This is a genomic window from Kitasatospora cathayae, assembly GCF_027627435.1.
GTDB classification, from domain to species: Bacteria; Actinomycetota; Actinomycetes; order Streptomycetales; family Streptomycetaceae; genus Kitasatospora; species Kitasatospora cathayae.
Window position 1 is genome coordinate 2,312,977 of sequence record NZ_CP115450.1, and the last position, 17,283, is coordinate 2,330,259.

A 17,283-nucleotide genomic window follows, 5' to 3' on the forward strand; every position below is an offset into this window, starting at 1 on the left:
TGCGTCAGCGGGCCCGGCGCGCGTCCAGCGCACCGGCGATGGTCAGCTGTTGAACCTCCGAGGCGCCCTCGTAGACACGCAGCGCCCGGATCTGCCGGTAGAGGCGTTCGGGCAGGCTGTCGGCGACCAGCCCGGCGGCGCCGTGCAGCTGCACGCACCGGTCGACGATCCGCTGCGCCGCCTCGGTGGCCTGCAGCTTGGCGATGCTGGAGTGCTTGCCGAACCCCCGGTGGCCCCGGTCGAGCTCCCAGGCGGCCCGCCCGACCAGCAGCGCGGACGCGTTCAACTCGACTTCCATGGCGGCCAGGTCGAACTTGACCGTGGGCAGGTCGAACAGCACCCCGCCGTAGACGGCGCGCTGCCGGGCCCGTGCCTGGGCCGCGTCGGCGGCCCGCCGGGCGAAGCCGAGCGCGGCCGCGCCCACCGTCATCCGGGCCCGCTCCAGCAGGTCCATCGCCACCACGAAGCCGCGCCCGGGCCGCCCGAGCACCGCGTCGGCGGGCACCCGGCAGTCCTCGAACGCCAGGTGGGCGAAGGGGCGGGGCGCGATCGCGTCGATCGGCTCGCGCACCCGCAGGCCCGGGGTGTCACCGGGGACCAGGAAGGCGGTCAGCCCCAGCGGCCCCGGTCCCTCGCCCGTCCGGGCGATCACGCAGACCACGTCCGCCACCGTGCCGTTGGCGATCCACGCCTTGCCGCCGTTGAGCACGTACTCCTCGCCGTCCCGCTCGGCGGTCAGCGCCACCGCGGCGACGTCCGAGCCGGCCTGCTCCTCGGAGACCGCGAAGGCGCCGGCCAGGGTGCCGGCCGCGAGGCCCGGCAGGTAGCGCCGCCGCTGCTCGGGACTGCCGTACCGCAGGATCGGGGTGGCCGAGAGCACCTGGATCGCGAAGGCGAAGTCGGCCAGGTCCTCGGCGTAGGCGAGCGCCTCGCGGGCCAGGCAGACCGAGCGGTAGTCGCCGTCGGTGCCGGGCTCCTCGTCGTCCAGGAAGGCCAGCCAGCCGGCCTCGCCGAGCGCGGCCAGCGCCCGGCGCACGGCCTTGTCCGGGCCGTCGGTGCGCAGTTCGGTCCAGAGCGCGGCCCGCTCCTCGCACCACCGGCCCAGCCGCTGGGCGCGGTCGCGGTGCTCGTCGGTGTAGAAGGGCAGCCGGAGGATCTCCGGGTCGAAGGCGTTGGGGGTCACGGCGGGCTCCTCAGATGACCAGGTCGTCGGCGGTGTCGGCCTCGGTGGCCAGCGAGTTGACCAGCTGGTGCTCCACGAACCAGGCGAAGGAGGCGTAGCCGCGCCAGATCCGGCGCCACTCGCGCCGCTCGGCCGCCTCGCCCGCCTCCCGGCGCACCCCGTCCAGGTGGGAGACGATGATCTCGGCGGACTGGCGGGCGTGGCCGGCCGAGAAGTTGTCGATCGACAGGTGCGCTTCCTCGTAGGCGGTGTCCAGGTTGTGGCGGCGCAGCTTCTGCACCTCGTGCAGGCGCATCTCGCCGAGCCCGAACATCTCGATCCCGAGGTTGTAGCCGAGGATCTCGCTGTGCAGCCGGTCCGGGAACAGCGCCAGGCAGATCTGGTGGATCGAGAACCGGTAGAGCTCGTCCGGCAGTTCGCCCTGGTCCAGGAACTCCGCCGAGCGGATGTGCGGCAGCTGGACGTCCATGCTGGCCAGCACCTGGCGGATCAGCGTGATGTGGTTCTTGGCGAGCTCGCCGCGGCCCATCTCGTCGGCGTAGATCGAGAAGAGCATCGCGTCGCTCTGCCGGTGGTAGCGGCCGTGGTTGCCGATCCGGTAGGCCCAGGTGCCGTCGATCAGGCTGCCGAGGGCGAAGGTCTTCTGGTGGAAGATCACCTCGTCGCGGTCCGGCACCTCCTGGAGTGCCCGGTACGGGCCGACCAGCTTGTCCCAGTAGATCCGGTCCACCCGCTCCAGCAGCGCCTCGGGGGTGTAGTCGAACCAGCTGGCGTCGGTGTACCGGCCGCCGGCGCCGTGGCGGAAGAGCAGTTCGGCCCGCTCCAGGCCCTCCTCGGCGGTCTGCGCGGCCAGCGGCAGGGTGTTGGGGAACTGCTCGATGTTGACCAGCCGGTGGAAGAACTCGCGGTCGTCGGCGGGGGACGCCTCGGCGAACCGCACGTCCGGCGGGGCGGCGGCGAGCACGGCCCGCTGCCACTGCGCGGCCTGCTCGTCGCCGCTGGTGTCGGGCCGCAGCGGCGCACCGGCCGGCTCGCCGGCGGCGACCGCCTCGGCCCACTCCTTGAAGACCGCGGCCTCGGCCTCGTCGAAGACGCCGAACATCGGGCCGCCGAACTTGACCGCCCGGGTGAACGGGCAGCCGCCGCTGCGCAGCGGGCGCAGCTGGCGGGAGGCGCGGAACTCGGCCATGAAGGCGTCGAGGTCGAACTGCGGGTCGGCGAAGGTCTCGGAGAGCAGCTTGCCGCCGATCTTGACGTTCTTGTGCTGGCGTCCGGCGAACGGGCGGTGCCGCTCGACGATCTCGGCGGCCCGCGCGTCCACCGACAACCCGGCCCGGTAGGACACCAGTTCGGCCAGTAGGGCGAGCTGCTCGCGCTCGATCCGGACCACCAGCCGGACCGCTGCGGCCAGTCGCCGCCGGTCCTGCGCCCCGGTGTCCGACCGTTCGGTCAGCTCCAGGTACTCGGCGAGCAGCTCGTCGACCGCGAGCGTCGGCTCGGTGCCGTTCAGAAGGTCGTCCAGGCCGAGCGCGTGGAAGGCGTACTGGACGCCGACCACCTCCGGCAGGAAGGCGGCGGGCAGCCGGGACAGGGCCAGCAGGAAGGCGCCGTGCAGGGCGGCCAACGGGCGGGCCTGGGCCCGGACGAGGAAGTCCGCCTCCTCCGGCTGCGGCAGCAGCACCCCGGCGTCCTCCAGCGCGCGGCGGCGCCGCTGCGGCACGGAGTGCTGCGGGCGGCCCTCGCCCTTGAGCGCGAAGTACTGGGCGTAGAGCCGGTTCACCACCAGGGCGGGCTGGGTGGCGGGCTGCGAGACGGTGTCCAGCCAGCAGCCGGCCAGCAGCGCGACCGGGGCCCGACCGCGCAGCGCGACGGCCCGGTCGGCGGGCGTGGCGGTCAACCTGGCCGCCGTCGGGGCGAACTCCGCCCGGGCGCCGGCCACCAGGGCGGTGAGCGCGTCGGCGGTGACCGGCCCGGCGCCGGGGTCCTCCGCGGCGAGGAAGGCGGCCAGCACCCGGCGGGCCACCAGCAGGGTGGTCTGGGACTCCTGGTCGGCGAGCAGCCGGTGGTAGGTCACCGCCGGGCCGGCGGCCAGCACCGCTTCGGCCTCGGCCTGCGCGGTGGGGCTGAACTCGAAGCCGCCGACGGGCAGCGAGGTGGTCAGGTCGTCGAGGTCGTGGGTCTGGTGGGCGTACACGGGCACTCCATCGGACGGTGGCGTGGCAGGGCGCGCCGGGGCGACCCACGGACGGCGGGCAGCGCGGCGGGAGGGGGGTTCTGGGGAGGGCTGGCGCGCCGGGCGGCCCGGGCGGGGCCGGACCGGCGGCGGATCGGCCGACGGGGCGTCAGGCGCCGTCGCGCTGGAGCAGGACGGCGACCCGCGAGCCCGGCACGGAGACCGCGGCCAGGTAGTGGCCGCCGTCGCGCAGCAGTCCGGCGCGTTCCTGGTCGGCCAGGTTGATCAGCGGGTCCGCGGCGAAGCAGTGCCCGAACCGGGTGATGTTCGCGGTGTACAGCTGGCGGGCGGTGAAGCCGGCCTGGCGCTCCTTCATGGTGACCAGCGGCAGGAACAGGTTGGCGTGCAGGAGTCCGTCCACCTGGTCGGGCGCCAGGCCGAGCGGCGCCAGCAGGCGCCCGTTGGCCTCCCGGGCGAGGTCGGCGCTGATCTCGTGCGACCAGTCCAGCGCGGCCGCCTCCTGGGCGGCCGCGGTGGACCGGATCCGGTAGTGGGCTCCGAGCCCGCTCCCGGCCCCGGCCGTGGTACCGGCCGAGACCAGGCAGCTCGCCGCCCCGTCGCTGAAGAGCGCGAAGCTCTCCATCCGCTCCTTCTCGTCCTCGATCCGGTCCGTGGTGACGACCAGGATCCGGCGGTGCCGGCCGGCCGCCACCAGCGCGTGCGCGGTGTCGAGGGCGACCAGCAGGTTGGTGCAGCGGTTCAGCGTGATCCCGAGGAACGCCGCGCGTTCGAGGCCGGTCCCGGTCAGGATCCGCTCCACGAACCGGCCGTGGGTGCGCGGCCCGCCCGGGAACCGGGTGGAGCACAGGATCAGCGCGTCCACCTCGGCCGGGTCCACACCGGCCGCCCGCAGCGTGGCCGTGCCGCTGTCGATCGCCAGTTCCGCCAGGCCGCGGCCGGTGCGGCGCACCGACCCCCAGCCCCAGAGCGCGGCCCTGGGCACCATCTTCAGCTCGGCGGCCCGTTCGGCCAGGCACTCGACCTCGGTGTGGTCCAACTCCTCCTCTCCCAGGACGTACCGCGGGGCCTGCAGGACACTCATGACGTCTCTTCCTTCGGGGGGCGATGGATGTCGGAGAGCTCGGTGAAGATCTCGTTGGCCATGGCGTACGGCAGCGCCCGTGCCGCGAACCCGAAGGTCCCGGTGGTGCGCACCTCCTCCGCCGCGGCCAGCAGCCCGCCCAGCGCGGCGCGGACCAGGGCGGATCCCAGGCTGATCCGTCGCACACCGAGCTCGGCCAGCTGCGCGACCGACAGGCTCAGGCCGCCGGCCGCGGCCAGCACGTTGACCGGGCGGTCCAGCTCGGCGCAGACCGCGCGCACCGCGTCGGCGTCCGGCAGGCCCGGGGCGTAGAGCACGTCCGCGCCGGCCTCCTGGTAGGCCTGCAGCCGCGCGACCGTGTCCTTCAGGTCCGGGCGGCCGTAGAGGAAGTTCTCCGCCCGCGCCGTGACCGTGAAGGGGAAGTCGAGCGAGCGCGCGGCCTCGACCGCCGCCCGGACCCGGTCCGCGGCCGCCGCCGGCTCCAGCACGGGCGCCCGCGGGTCCCCGGTGGCGTCCTCGATCGAACCGCCCACCAGGCCCGCCCGGGCGGCCAGCCGGATGGTCTCGGCGACGTCCTCGGGGCTCGGCCCGTAGCCGCTCTCCAGATCGGCCGCGACCGGCAGCGGTGTGGCGGCCACGATGTCCGCGGCATTGGCCAGGGCCTCGGTCCGGCTCACCCGGTTGTCGCCGTCGGGGCGGCCCAGCGAGAAGGCCAGGCCGCCGCTGGTGGTCGCGAGCGCCGGGAAGCCGAGGCCGGCCAGCAGTTTGGCGGATCCGGCGTCCCAGGGATTCGGAATCACGAAGGCGGTGGACCGCTCGTGGAGTTCCCGGAATGCCCGGGCGCGGTGGTACTGGTCTGCGGCTGCCGACTGCATCGCAGGATCCTCTCTGTCGTGACGCGAGTTGCGGGGGTTTCCCCGGCTGCGGTTCCGGACGGGTTGCCACCCGTGGTTCCGGCGGCACGACTAGATAAGTTCGACGTGTTCCTCCCGCGCGCCCGGCGCGCTGGAATCCGCACGAATGAGTGAGCGCAGCAGGTCGACCGCGGGCGCCGGGTCGGGGCCGAAGTAGAAGTGGCCGCCGTCGGCCCAGTGGTAGCGCAGCGGCAGCACGGACTCGTGCTCCCAGTGGCGCAGTTCGGCCGGCCCCACGTGCGGGTCCTCACGGCCGTTGACCAGCGAGATGCCGATCGGCAGCGGCTCGCCCGGCTGGTAGCGGTAGCCGGAGACCAGGTGGAAGTCGGCCCGCAGGCCCGGCAGCAGGAGGTCCTGCAGTTCGGGCTCGGCGAGCACCTCGGGCGGCAGGCCGCCGAAGAAGGCGACCGCCTCGGTGAACTCCTGGCCGCGCAGCTTGGCCGTCTGCCGCACCCGCTCGCTCGGCAGCAACCGCGGGGCGGCGCAGCCGGACGCCACCAGGTGCCTCAGCAAGGGGAGTTCGCGCAGCCGGCGGGCCGTCTCGAAGGCGAGTACGGCGCCGAAGCTGTGGCCGAAGAGCAGGAACGGACGGTCCGCGGCGGCCGTGATGGCCCGGGCGGCGCCCTCGGCCAGCTCGGCGATGCCGGCCGGACTCGGCTCGTCCAGTCGCAGGCCGCGCCCGGGGGCGCAGACGCCGACCAGTTCGGCATCGGCCGCCAGGTGCTGCTGCCAGCTCAGGAACGAACGGGCGTTGCCGCCGGCGTGCGGGAAGCAGTAGACCAGGTACGGGGCCCGGCTGCTGGTGGGGCGGGAGACGAACCACGGTGAGTCGGACATGGCAGACGGCTGCTCTCTTCGGATCTGGCGGCGGTGGGCCGGGAGGGTCAGGCGGTGGGCGCCGGGGTCGGGGTGGGGGTGCCGCCGATCGGGGTGACGTTCCAGCCCACGTCGGCGCGGTTCTGCACCGAGACCGCGGCGGTGCCGTGCAGCAGCGAGGTGCCGGCGAGCACACCGGCCACCAGGGCCAGCAGGAGGACGAGCGGGCCGGTGATCCGGACGGAGGCGTACTGGCGCATGGCAGACCTCTTTCGTGGAAGCTTTGATCGGGGAAGGTTTTCCGGACAGCGCCGACCAGGCGTCAATTCCGGAATTCATCGCGCTGTGCAGCAAGTTCTGAGTGAAGCTCAGTTCACTTGTACGGCCGAAGAGTTCGGGTGCTGCGGCGGGTTTTCCTCGTGTTCCCCCGGGGAGTTCCGCCGCCCGCACAACCAACCTTCCCCTGGCTGGGTTCACGGCTCCAGACCTAGGATGGTTCGGGTCTTCGCATTGCAGTTAACCGAGGGGTCTATATGCGAGCAGGATCGGGCAAATCGGATACGCGGGGCAACGCCGGGGGGGCGTTGGCGCCCGAGGTGACAGCGCAGGGTCAGGACCTCAACGGCAACCTGGTCGAGGCCGCCCTGAAGCTCGCCCTGGCCCAGTTGGCCAAGCAGCAGAACCAGGAGAAGGAGGGCCCGGCGCCGGTGGCCGGGGAGCCCGCCGTGCCGGGGGTGGTGCACCTGCACGGGCTGCCGGAGATCAACCGGACCATCCAGACCGCCCTGGAGGACGCCGAGCGGGAGATCCTCACCGCCCAGCCCGACGGCCCCAGGCCCGGCGCGGTGCTCGACGAGGCGCTGGAGTCGGTGCGCCGTCAGATCGGCGGCGGGGTGGCCATGCGCACCCTCTACCAGCACACCACGCGGTTCGACGAGGCCACCAAGAACTACGTCCGCACGGTGACCGACCACGGCGTCCAGGTGCGCACCCTGGCCGAGTTCTTCGACCGGCTGATCGTGATCGACCGCAGCACCGCGTTCATCTCCGCCAACGACGACCGCACGGCGGCCTCGATGATCACCGAGCCGTCCGTGGTGCGCTTCCTCAGCGACGTCTTCGAGCGCTCCTGGGACCGGGCCGAGCCGTTCCCGTTCGTCCCCATCCACGCCGCCCAGGCCGCACCCGAGGTGGTGCCGGCGATCCGCGAGTCGATCCGGCGGCTGCTGGTGGAGGGGCACTCGGACAAGGTGATCGCCCGCCGGCTGGGCATCAGCGAGCGCTCGCTGCAAGCGCACGTTGCCGCCATCAAGGACGGCCTGGGCGCCAAGAACCGGCTGCACCTGGGCTACCTGCTGGGCCGCAGCGAGACCACCCTGGTGCTGTAGCGCCGGCCCGCGTTCCGGCACGGGACGGACCGGCCCTGCGCCGCGCGGGAGCCCCACCCCCGCGCGACCGGTGGGCGGCGTCGTCAGCGGCGCCGGGAGACCGCCACACCGCCCAGGCAGAGCACGCCGCCGAGCAGCGTCAGCCAGCCGGGCACCTCGCCGAGGACGGCCCAGGACATCAGGACCACCAGGGCCGGCACCGCGTACGTGGTGGCGCCCATCTTGCCCGCGGTGCTGCGGGAGAGCGCGTAGGCCCAGGTGGTGAAGGCCAGCGCGGTCGGGAACAGGCCGAGGTAGACCATGTCCAGGGTGGCCCGCAGCGGCGCGTGCCCGACCTGGTCCAGCAGCTGCGGACTGAACGGCAGGCAGGCCACCGCGCCGACCAGGCAGCCGAACGCGGTCGTCTGAAGCGGCGAGGCGTGCCGCAGGGCGGGCTTCTGACTCACCACGCCCGAGGCGTAGGCCGCCGCCGCCAGCACGCACAGCACGATGCCGAGGACCGAACTGCCGCCGCCGCCGGACGTCGAGGCGCCGACCACGATCGCGCCGGCGAACGAGACCGCCATGCCCGACAGCAGGCTGCGCGGGAAGCCCTCCTTGAGCAGCCAGCCGCCGAGCAGCGCGATCAGCACCGGGCCGATGTTGACCACCATCGCGGCGGTGCCCGCGTCGACCTCCTTCTCGCCCCAGTTGAGCGCGACCATGTAGAGCCCGAACCAGAGCACCCCGGAGGTCAGGATGCCGGGCCAGGCGGCGCGCGGCGGCAGCCCCTCGCCGCGCACCAGCAGCAGGGCCAGCAGCGCCAGCGCGCCGGTCAGCAGCCGGCCCAGCGCCAGCGCTCCCGGGCCGAACGCGCCGCCCGCGTCCCGGATCGCGACGAAGGCGGAGGCCCAGAGCACCACCGTGGTCGAGGCGGCCGCGACCACCTTGACGTCGAACTTCACCGTTGCTTGCGTCGTGCTGATATCCATGGCGCCAAGCTAGCGCGGTTTGGACCTGCCGAACGGGCGTCAGACGGCTCCGAAACCCGCAAATCGCTGGGCTGGCCAGCACGTTCGCCACCCGTACACCGGATCGAGTCACCCGCCCCTGGGGTCACTCGGGTCTCCCGGGGCGTCAGCCGCTCCAGCGGGTCGCTCTGGCGGCGGACCAGCGGCCGGGCGACCACCTCGGGATCGAGCGCGGTCCCACCGCCGGCGACCCGGTGCAGGGCCTCGATGAACGGTACCCAGCACCACCATCAAGTCGGATAGGAGCGCTACTGCCTCGGGCGCGCGCGAACGACATGCTGATGTCGTGCCCGAGGAGCGGGCACGGGAGGGAGTCAGGTGTCATGGCGAGCACTCAGCCGACCGGCGTTCATTCGCTCCGTCTGGTCCGCGGGGACGCCGGTTCGGGCTCCGGTGTCCCACGGTTCCTTCCGAAGGCCGCGGCCGCTTCGACGTTCCCCCTGCTGCTTCGCCGGGCGGCCACGGTCCTCACCGTGCTCGGGCTGGCGATGATTCCCTGGCTGGTCTTCCTGCACACCGGGCTGCCGGCCACCGCTCAGGCCTCGCACTGGGCCTGGACGTGGACGGGTCTGGACAGCTTTGAGGCGCTCGGCCTGCTCTCCACCGGACTGCTCCTCAGGCGCGGCGACTGCCGGGCCTGCCTGACCTCCGCCGCGGCCTCGGCCCTGCTGCTGGTCGACGCCTGGTTCGACACCATGACGGCTGCCCCGGGTTCGGACTTCGAGCTGGCGGTGCTGATGGCGGTCTTCGCCGAGTTGCCGCTGGCGGTGGCCTGCGCGGTTCTCGCGACCCGGACCTTCCCTCGGCCGGGCCGCTGAGCGGAAGAGCCCGTGACGTGATCGGCGCTTGCGGTCCGGTCCGTTTCGGGAAGTCCCCGGCCTGCCGCAACGGCGGTCCACGGGCGGTTCGTTCGGCCCGCTCGGGTCGACTGCCGACAAACTCGGCGCTGGCGCAAGCAGACTGCACACAAACACAACTGATTGACCATCAGAGACGCTTCAATGGCCCGATCGGGCATTCAGGGAGGAATTATGAGGCATTCGCGGGCATTGATCGGCGCGGGCGCTGCCGCCGCCGTCGCCACCTGGTGGTTCACCGACTCCGCACCGTACCCGTACTCTCAGCACTGGCTGCTCGACCTGCCGCTGCCGTTCCTGACTCTGAAGCGTCTGGACCACGTGCTGCAGGCCCGGGAGGGCGAGAGGATCCTGGAGATAGGCCCCGGAACCGGCCTGCAGTCGCTGCACGTCGCACCGCAGCTGGGCCCGAACGGCCAGCTGGACATCGTGGACATCCAGCAGGAGATGCTCGACCACGTGGGCCGCCGGGCCAAGGAGCAGGGCGTCGACAACATCGTGCCGACCTACGCCGACGCACATGAACTTCCTTTTGCGGATGGATCGTTCGATGCGGCTTACCTGGTGACGGCGCTGGGCGAGATCCCGGATCCGGCGCGTACGCTGGCCGAGCTGCGCCGGGCGCTGAAGCCGTTCGGGCGGCTGGTGGTCGGCGAGTTCTTCGACCGGCACCAGATCCGGCCGTCCTCGCTGATCAGCCTGGCGGAGGGAGCCGGGCTGCGGGTCGCCCGGCTGTACGGTCCGCCGTTCGCGTACTACGCGGTGCTGCGTCCGATCGACGCCTGACGCCGCCCGGGCGGTTCCCGCCCGGCCGAACTGTGGACGACGGGTGCGGGGCCGTCCCAGCCCGGTGCCGGGTACTCGGATCGCGTCCATGACGGTGGTGAACTGGGTGCAGTCGTTGGTGTTCCCGCCGGTCCGGCAGGAGAGCCGCATGAAGGGCAATCCGCTCACACCGAACGTCCGCTGGGACCCGGCCCCGGTGTGGTGGTACTGGGTTCACCATGGATGCGGATACAAGATCCATGGCAAGCCCGTGTTGAGGTGCTCTAACGTCGAGCCATGACGATTCCACCCCGGTTGGGGCGCCTGGCACGGCGGGCGCGGCGGGACACCGGCTTCCTGGCCACGGGTGTCCCGGTGCACCTGGCGCTGGTGCCCGTGTGGTCCTGGGCCGCGGCGACCACTGCCAGGACGGGGAACTGGGCGCTCACGCTCCCGGTGTCTGTCGCCCTGGTCCTGAGCGGCGTCCCGGTGCTGACGGTGGTCCAGCGGTACCGGCACCGGGCGCTGCTCGGGGTGGACATCCGTCGCTCGGCGCCCGTGCCGCGGCGGTGGTCGCCGACCACGGCCCTGCGGTGGCTCTCCTCGCCGCGCGCCTGGCGCCAGGTCGGGTACCACCTGCTGCTGGGCCCGCTGGTGGCCTTGTCGGAGCTATCGGTGCTGGTGGCGGCGGCGGTGGGTCTGGCGGGTGCCACCGGGTACGGCTGGGTGTGGGCGCTGCCGGCCGGGGTGCGGCGCGACTGGTTCGGCTGGGCGACGCTGATGCCGTGCTACACCGTGCTCGGCCTCTCCCTGCTGTCCCTCCTGCCCTGGCTCGCCGGGGTGGTGGCCCGGGCGGAGTCGCGCTCCGCCGCGGCGCTGCTCGGACCCAGCCGGGCCGATCGGCTCCAGGAGCGGGTCGCGTACCTGGCGGGCAGCCGCACCGACCTGATCGAGGCGGTCGATGCCGAGCGCCGCCGGATCGAGCGCGACCTGCACGACGGCACCCAGCAGCGGCTGATCTCGCTGGCGGTCAACCTGGGGCTGGCCATGGCCACCCGCCCCGACCTGCCGGGCGAGGCCCGTGAGGCGCTGGCAGAAGCGCACCTGGAGGCGAAGGCGGCGATCGCCGAACTCGGCGATCTGGTACGCGGGTTGCATCCGGCGGTGCTCGAAGACCGGGGCCTGGACGCGGCGTTGTCCGGACTGGCCGCCCGAGTTCCGCTGCCGGTGCGCCTGCGGGTCGAGCTGCCGGAACGGGCGGCGCCCGCCGTGGAGTCGGTCGCGTACTTCGTGATCTCCGAGGCGCTGGCGAACGTGACCAAGCACGCCGGCGCCTCGCGGGTCGAGGTGACGGTCCGACGGGTCGGGACGGTCCTGCGGGTGAACGTCACCGACGACGGACTGGGCGGCGCCGACCCCTCCGGTGGTACGGGGTTGAGCGGGCTGGCCAAGCGGGTGGGATCCGTCGACGGCGTCTTCCGGCTCAGCAGCCCCGTCGGGGGACCGACGACCGTGACGGTGGAGCTGCCGTGCGCGCGGTGATCGCCGAGGACTCGGTGCTGTTGCGGGTCGGCCTGGTCAAGGTGCTGGAGATGGGCGGCTTCCAGGTCGTCGCGGAAGTCGGCGATGCGGAAGCGCTGTTGGCCGCCGTCGAGGAGCACCAGCCCGAACTCGCTCTGGTGGACGTCCGGATGCCGCCCACCTTCACCGACGAGGGCGTGCGGGCGGCCGCGGTGATCCGCCGCGGCCGGCCGCGCACGGCGGTGGTCCTGCTCTCGCAGTACGTGGAGGAGCGGTACGCCGCTGACCTGTTGGCGACCAACACGAGCGGAGTGGGCTACCTGCTCAAGCAACGCGTGGCCGATGTCCAGGACTTCGCAGCGGCGGTACGACGGGTGGCCGAGGGGGGAACGGCGCTGGACCCCCAGGTCGTCGCCCAACTTCTGCTCCGCCGCGGCGACCCCCTGGCCGCCCTGACCCCGCGCGAGCGGGAGGTGCTGGCCCTGATGGCGGAGGGCCGGTCCAACGCCGGCATCGCCGAGGCGCTGACGGTCAGTGAGAGCGCGGTGGCCAAACACATCAACAACATCTTCGCCAAACTCGACCTGCCGGTGGCCGATGCGGACCACCGCCGGGTGCTCGCCGTGCTGCGCTTCCTGGGCGCGTCCAGGGGCTGAATCCCGGGGGGCACGCCTGCCGTCATCACGGCAACGGGCTCGGCGACGGCCCACGCCGCACCGCGTCCCGGGGCACGGGGACGCTGACCGCGGTGGCGTTGGCGTCCCGGCTGCCGTTGGAGGCGTTGCGGCAGTTGTCCACTCCGATGCGGACTTCGACGTCGGGCCCGCTCGGGTAGGCGAACCGCACGTCCGTGACCGTGTGCGCCCAGCACGAAGGCCATCGCGGGCGGCAGCCCGGCGACGGCGACGGCCGTGAAGCCGACGGCGGCGGAGGCGAAGACCAGGCCGAAGGAGAGGAGCGTCACCGGACGCCAGAGCATGCGCAGGTCCCGCAGGGACAGCTCCTCGGCGGAGGCGTACAGCAGTGGCGGCAGGACGTCTCGGCGGGGTTCGGCACACGGTGCCCGGCAGCGACCCGGCGCAGGCGGTCCTGGCGTTCGCCCGGCAGGTCAACGCCACCCAGATCGTCATCGGCGCCACCCGCCGCAGCCGCCCCAAGGGCCTCTTCGGTCGTGGCACCGGCGAGACCATCATCGAGGGCTCCGGTGACGACATCGACGTCTACGTCGTCACCCGTGCCGAAGCCGCCCATGGCCGGTTTCTGCACCGCCGCGAGCGTGGCGAAGAGGATTGACCACGACCTTTCCGGCCAGGCCGCGCCGCCCACGGGAAACGTTTCGGCCAACCGTTGGTCTCGCCCGCGTGACGGCGCCGTCAAAGCCGCGTCAAAGTTCCGATTCACCCGTATGGAAGGCGTCAGGGAACGACGACGCGTTCCGTACGGCTGGTTTGCTGCCCTGTGCCGGTTCGTCCGCCGGTGCCGCACACACCTCCGGGTCGTGCCCTGCGGCGTCCCCCACATCCCCCACCTGGTGGAACTCATGCTCGATCTCGTGTTCGTCGGCCTCACGGTCGCCGTGTTCGCCGTCATCGCTCTGGTCGCGAAGGGAGTGGAGAAGCTGTGAGTGAGCGCAGCGAGCGAACCATCGACAGGTGCGGGTTGCGCGAAGCGCCCGCCGAGCGCAGCGAGGTGGGCGCATGAGCGCCGAGAACCTCGCAGGTCTCATCGTCGCCGTCGCACTCGTCGGCTACCTCGTCGTCGCGCTGATCTTCCCGGAGAAGTTCTGATCATGAGCTCCACTCTCGCGGGCTGGCTGCAGGCCCTGGCCCTGGTGGCCGCGCTGGTCCTGTGCTACCGGCCCCTGGGCGACTACATCGCCCGCATCCTGACCACCGCCAAGCACCTCGGAGTCGAGCGCGGCATCTACAAGGTGATCGGCGTGGACGGTGACGCCGACCAGCGCTGGCCGGTGTACCTGCGCTCGGTGCTGGCCTTCTCGGCGGTGTCCGTCCTCTTCCTCTACGGTCTGATCCGGCTGCAGGGCTACCTGCTGCTGAACCTGGGCGTCCAGCAGATGGACGGCCACCAAGCCTGGAACACCGCGATCTCGTTCGTCACCAACACCAACTGGCAGTCCTACAGCGGTGAGTCCGCGATGGGCCACCTGGTGCAGATGGCGGGCCTGGCGGTGCAGAACTTCGTCTCCGCGGCCGTCGGCATCGCCGTCGTGGCGGCGCTGATCCGGGGCTTCACCCGGAACCGGACGGACCGGCTGGGCAACTTCTGGGTCGACCTGGTCCGGATCAACCTGCGGCTGCTGCTGCCGCTGTCGGTCGTGTTCGCGCTGGTGCTGGTCGCCAACGGCGTGATCCAGAACTTCCACGGCTTCCACGAGATCACCGGCCTGGCCGGTGACGTGCAGAAGATCCCGGGCGGGCCGGTGGCCTCCCAGGAGGTCATCAAGGAGCTGGGCACCAACGGCGGCGGCTTCTTCAACGCCAACTCGGCGCACCCGTTCGAGAACCCGACCGGGTTCACGAACTGGCTGGAGATCTTCCTGCTGCTGGTGATCCCGTTCGCGCTGCCGCGCACCTTCGGCAAGATGGTCGGCGACAACCGCCAGGGCTACGCGATCGTCGCGGTGATGGGCCTGTTCTGGGTCGCCTCGGTCGCTCTGATGACCTTCGCCGAGAGCCAGCACCACGGTGCCGCGCTACAGGCGGCCGGCGGCGCGATGGAGGGCAAGGAGCAGCGGTTCGGCATCGCGGCCAGCTCGCTGTTCGCCGCTTCGACGACGCTGACCTCGACCGGTGCGGTGGACTCCTTCCACGACTCGTTCACGCCGTTCGGCGGTGGCATCACGATCTTCAACATGATGCTGGGCGAGATCGCGCCCGGCGGTGTGGGCTCGGGCCTGTACGGCATGCTGATCCTGGCGGTCGTCGCGGTGTTCGTGGCCGGTCTGATGGTCGGGCGCACCCCCGAGTACCTGGGCAAGAAGCTCGGCGGCCGGGAGATGAAGTTCGCCTCCCTCTACATCCTCACCACGCCGATCCTGGTGCTCGTCGGCACCGGTGTGGCGATGGCGCTGCCGGGTGAGCGGGCCGGGATGCTCAACTCGGGCGCCCACGGCTTCTCCGAGGTGCTGTACGCCTTCACCTCCGCGAGCAACAACAACGGTTCGGCGTTCGCCGGCATCACCGTCAACACCGACTGGTACGACACCGCGCTGGGCCTGTGCATGGTGCTCGGCCGCTTCCTGCCGATGGTGTTCGTGCTGGCGCTGGCGGGCTCGCTCGCCCAGCAGCAGCCGGTCCCGGCCACCCCGGGCACCCTGCCCACCCACAAGCCGCTGTTCGTCGGGCTGCTGTCGGGCGTCGTCCTGATCGTCGTCGGCCTCACCTACTTCCCGGCCCTGGCCCTCGGACCGCTCGCAGAAGGTCTCCACTGATGTCCACCACCCACAACCCCGCACCGGTCGACCACAGCACGACCCCCCACCGGGTCCAGAGCGGCCTCCTCGACCCCAAGCTCATCGTCACCTCGCTCCCCGACGCGGTGAAGAAGCTCGACCCCCGGGTGATGATCAAGAACCCGGTCATGTTCGTGGTCGAGGTCGGCTCGGTGGTCACCACGATCTCCGCGATCGCCAGCCCCAGCGTCTTCGCCTGGGCGATCACCGTCTGGCTCTGGCTCACCACGGTCTTCGCCAACCTGGCGGAGGCCGTCGCCGAGGGCCGCGGCAAGGCCCAGGCCGACACCCTGCGCAAGACCAAGACCGAGTCCGTCGCCCGCCGGCTCACCAACTGGCCGGCCACCCAGGACGAGGAGGAGGTCCCGGGCACGGCGCTGCGGCTCGGCGACCACGTGGTGGTCGAGGCCGGGCAGATCATCCCGGGCGACGGTGACGTGGTCGAGGGTGTCGCGAGCGTCGACGAGTCGGCGATCACCGGTGAGTCCGCGCCGGTGATCCGCGAGTCCGGCGGCGACCGCTCCGCCGTCACCGGCGGCACGAAGGTGCTGTCCGACCGGATCGTGGTGAAGATCGCTTCCGAGCCCGGCAAGTCGTTCATCGACCGGATGATCGCCCTGGTCGAGGGCGCGGCCCGGCAGAAGACGCCGAACGAGATCGCGCTGAACATCCTGCTGGCCTCGCTGACCATCGTCTTCCTGGTCGCCGTGGTGACCCTGCAGCCGATGGCCACCTACGCGGGTGCCCCGCAGTCGATGATCGTCCTGGTCGCCCTGATCGTGGCGCTGATCCCGACCACCATCGGCGCGCTGCTGTCCGCGATCGGCATCGCCGGTATGGACCGGCTGGTGCAGCGCAACGTGCTCGCGATGTCCGGGCGCGCCGTCGAGGCCGCCGGCGACGTCAACACCCTGCTGCTCGACAAGACCGGCACCATCACCCTGGGCAACCGCCAGGCCGCCGAGTTCCTGCCCGCCGAAGGCGTCGAGATCGGCGAGCTGGCGGACGCCGCGCAGCTGTCGTCGCTGGCGGACGAGACCCCCGAGGGCCGCTCGATCGTGGTCCTGGCCAAGACCGAGTACGGTCTGCGGGCCCGTGCCCAGGGCGAGCTCGCGCACGCCACCTGGGTCCCGTTCACCGCCCAGACCCGCATGTCGGGCGTGGACGTGGACGGTGTGCAGGTCCGCAAGGGTGCGGCCGGCTCGGTCGCCAACTGGGTGACCGACAACGGCGGTTCGGTCGGGCCGGACGTGGCACAGCTGGTGGACGGCATCTCCGCCGCCGGCGGTACGCCGCTGGTGGTGGCCGCGAAGTCCGGCGACCAGGCTCCTCGCGTCCTCGGGGTGATCTACCTCAAGGACGTGGTCAAGGAGGGCATGCGGGAGCGGTTCGACGAGCTGCGCCGGATGGGCATCAAGACCATCATGATCACGGGCGACAACCCGCTGACCGCCAAGGCGATCGCGCAGGAGGCCGGCGTGGACGACTTCCTCGCCGAGGCCACGCCCGAGGACAAGATGGCCCTGATCAAGAAGGAGCAGGAGGGCGGCAAGCTGGTCGCGATGACCGGCGACGGCACCAACGACGCCCCCGCGCTCGCCCAGGCCGACGTCGGCGTCGCGATGAACACCGGGACCATGGCGGCCAAGGAGGCCGGCAACATGGTCGACCTGGACTCCAACCCCACCAAGCTGATCGAGATCGTGGAGATCGGCAAGCAGCTGCTGATCACCCGCGGCGCGCTGACCACCTTCTCGATCGCCAACGACGTGGCCAAGTACTTCGCGATCATCCCCGCGATGTTCGCCGGGGTCTACCCGGGCCTGAGCCACCTCAACATCATGGGCCTGCACAGCCCCCAGTCCGCGATCACCTCGGCGATCATCTTCAACGCCCTGGTCATCATCGGCCTGATCCCGCTCGCCCTGCGCGGCGTGAAGTACCGCCCCTCCGACGCCAGTTCCCTGCTGGCCCGCAACATCGGGATCTACGGCGTCGGCGGCCTGGTCGTCCCCTTCATCGGGATCAAGCTGATCGACCTGATCGTCCAGTTCATCCCCGGCCTGAGCTGAGAGAACGAGA

Annotated in this window: 17 protein-coding genes and 1 pseudogene; 9 read left to right on the forward strand and 9 right to left on the reverse strand. The window is 72.0% G+C overall.

Annotation, left to right across the window (positions count from 1 at the left end; all coding sequences use genetic code 11):
• Positions 1-4 precede the first annotated feature (4 nt).
• The 6 genes from O1G21_RS10310 to O1G21_RS10335 form a co-directional block, all read right to left on the reverse strand.
• Positions 5-1,183, reverse strand: coding sequence for an acyl-CoA dehydrogenase family protein (locus O1G21_RS10310; protein WP_270142687.1), 1,179 nt, complete (start codon positions 1,181-1,183; stop codon positions 5-7).
• 10 nt (positions 1,184-1,193) lie between these two features.
• The gene (locus O1G21_RS10315) at positions 1,194-3,377 is read right to left on the reverse strand and encodes an iron-containing redox enzyme family protein (protein ID WP_270142688.1); all 2,184 of its coding nucleotides are present in this window, start codon (positions 3,375-3,377) and stop codon (positions 1,194-1,196) included.
• A gap of 148 nt (positions 3,378-3,525) precedes the next feature.
• Positions 3,526-4,458: a 3-oxoacyl-ACP synthase gene (locus O1G21_RS10320; RefSeq protein ID WP_270142690.1), complete on the reverse strand. Its 933-nt coding sequence runs from the start codon at positions 4,456-4,458 to the stop codon at positions 3,526-3,528.
• A complete protein-coding gene (locus O1G21_RS10325; RefSeq protein WP_270142692.1) occupies positions 4,455-5,333 on the reverse strand; it encodes an isocitrate lyase/PEP mutase family protein in 879 nt (292 codons plus the stop codon). The genes O1G21_RS10320 and O1G21_RS10325 overlap by 4 nt, the downstream gene beginning before the upstream one ends.
• A gap of 90 nt (positions 5,334-5,423) precedes the next feature.
• The gene (locus tag O1G21_RS10330) at positions 5,424-6,209 is read right to left on the reverse strand and encodes a thioesterase II family protein (RefSeq protein ID WP_270142694.1); all 786 of its coding nucleotides are present in this window, start codon (positions 6,207-6,209) and stop codon (positions 5,424-5,426) included.
• Positions 6,210-6,256: 47 nt separating this feature from the next.
• Positions 6,257-6,448: a hypothetical protein gene (locus tag O1G21_RS10335; protein ID WP_270142696.1), complete on the reverse strand. Its 192-nt coding sequence runs from the start codon at positions 6,446-6,448 to the stop codon at positions 6,257-6,259.
• A gap of 336 nt (positions 6,449-6,784) precedes the next feature.
• On the opposite strand from O1G21_RS10335, the gene O1G21_RS10340 reads away from it, so the two are divergent.
• Positions 6,785-7,576, forward strand: a complete 792-nt coding sequence (locus tag O1G21_RS10340; protein WP_270142697.1) for a helix-turn-helix transcriptional regulator — start codon at positions 6,785-6,787, stop codon at positions 7,574-7,576.
• 83 nt (positions 7,577-7,659) lie between these two features.
• Here O1G21_RS10340 and O1G21_RS10345 read toward each other — a convergent pair whose 3' ends face one another.
• Positions 7,660-8,547 (reverse strand): DMT family transporter, encoded by an 888-nt coding sequence (locus tag O1G21_RS10345; protein ID WP_270142699.1) that lies wholly within the window; start codon positions 8,545-8,547, stop codon positions 7,660-7,662.
• Positions 8,548-8,671: 124 nt separating this feature from the next.
• Positions 8,672-8,798 (reverse strand): annotated as a pseudogene (locus O1G21_RS10350) (DNA-binding response regulator); the annotation flags it as partial.
• 111 nt (positions 8,799-8,909) lie between these two features.
• On the opposite strand from O1G21_RS10350, the gene O1G21_RS10355 reads away from it, so the two are divergent.
• The 4 genes from O1G21_RS10355 (at position 8,910) to O1G21_RS10375 (ending at position 12,385) form a co-directional block, all read left to right on the forward strand.
• The gene (locus tag O1G21_RS10355) at positions 8,910-9,404 is read left to right on the forward strand and encodes a hypothetical protein (protein WP_270142701.1); all 495 of its coding nucleotides are present in this window, start codon (positions 8,910-8,912) and stop codon (positions 9,402-9,404) included.
• 213 nt (positions 9,405-9,617) lie between these two features.
• Positions 9,618-10,229, forward strand: a complete 612-nt coding sequence (locus O1G21_RS10360; RefSeq protein WP_270142703.1) for a class I SAM-dependent methyltransferase — start codon at positions 9,618-9,620, stop codon at positions 10,227-10,229.
• A 276-nt stretch (positions 10,230-10,505) separates the two neighbouring features.
• Entirely contained in the window at positions 10,506-11,750 is a 1,245-nt protein-coding gene (locus O1G21_RS10370) for a sensor histidine kinase (protein WP_270142705.1), read from the forward strand.
• Positions 11,738-12,385, forward strand: coding sequence for a LuxR C-terminal-related transcriptional regulator (locus O1G21_RS10375; protein WP_270142707.1), 648 nt, complete (start codon positions 11,738-11,740; stop codon positions 12,383-12,385). The genes O1G21_RS10370 and O1G21_RS10375 overlap by 13 nt, the downstream gene beginning before the upstream one ends.
• 25 nt (positions 12,386-12,410) lie before the next feature.
• On the opposite strand, the gene O1G21_RS10380 is transcribed toward O1G21_RS10375, so the two are convergent.
• Positions 12,411-12,575 carry a hypothetical protein gene (locus tag O1G21_RS10380; protein WP_270142708.1) on the reverse strand — a complete coding sequence of 55 codons (165 nt, stop codon included), beginning with the start codon at positions 12,573-12,575 and terminating at the stop codon, positions 12,411-12,413.
• Between the two features lie 213 nt (positions 12,576-12,788).
• Between O1G21_RS10380 and O1G21_RS10390 the strand changes: the two genes are divergently transcribed.
• The 4 genes from O1G21_RS10390 to kdpB all read left to right on the forward strand — a co-directional run bounded on the left by O1G21_RS10390 (position 12,789) and on the right by kdpB (position 17,273).
• Positions 12,789-13,022 (forward strand): adenine nucleotide alpha hydrolase family protein, encoded by a 234-nt coding sequence (locus tag O1G21_RS10390; RefSeq protein WP_270142710.1) that lies wholly within the window; start codon positions 12,789-12,791, stop codon positions 13,020-13,022.
• 404 nt (positions 13,023-13,426) lie between these two features.
• On the forward strand, positions 13,427-13,516 hold the full coding sequence (gene kdpF, locus O1G21_RS10395) for a K(+)-transporting ATPase subunit F (protein ID WP_037830997.1): 90 nt from the start codon (positions 13,427-13,429) through the stop codon (positions 13,514-13,516).
• 2 nt (positions 13,517-13,518) lie between these two features.
• A complete protein-coding gene (gene kdpA, locus O1G21_RS10400; protein WP_270142711.1) occupies positions 13,519-15,180 on the forward strand; it encodes a potassium-transporting ATPase subunit KdpA in 1,662 nt (553 codons plus the stop codon).
• Positions 15,180-17,273: a potassium-transporting ATPase subunit KdpB gene (gene kdpB, locus O1G21_RS10405; protein WP_270142713.1), complete on the forward strand. Its 2,094-nt coding sequence runs from the start codon at positions 15,180-15,182 to the stop codon at positions 17,271-17,273. Before kdpA ends, kdpB begins: the two co-directional genes overlap by 1 nt.
• Positions 17,274-17,283 lie beyond the last annotated feature (10 nt).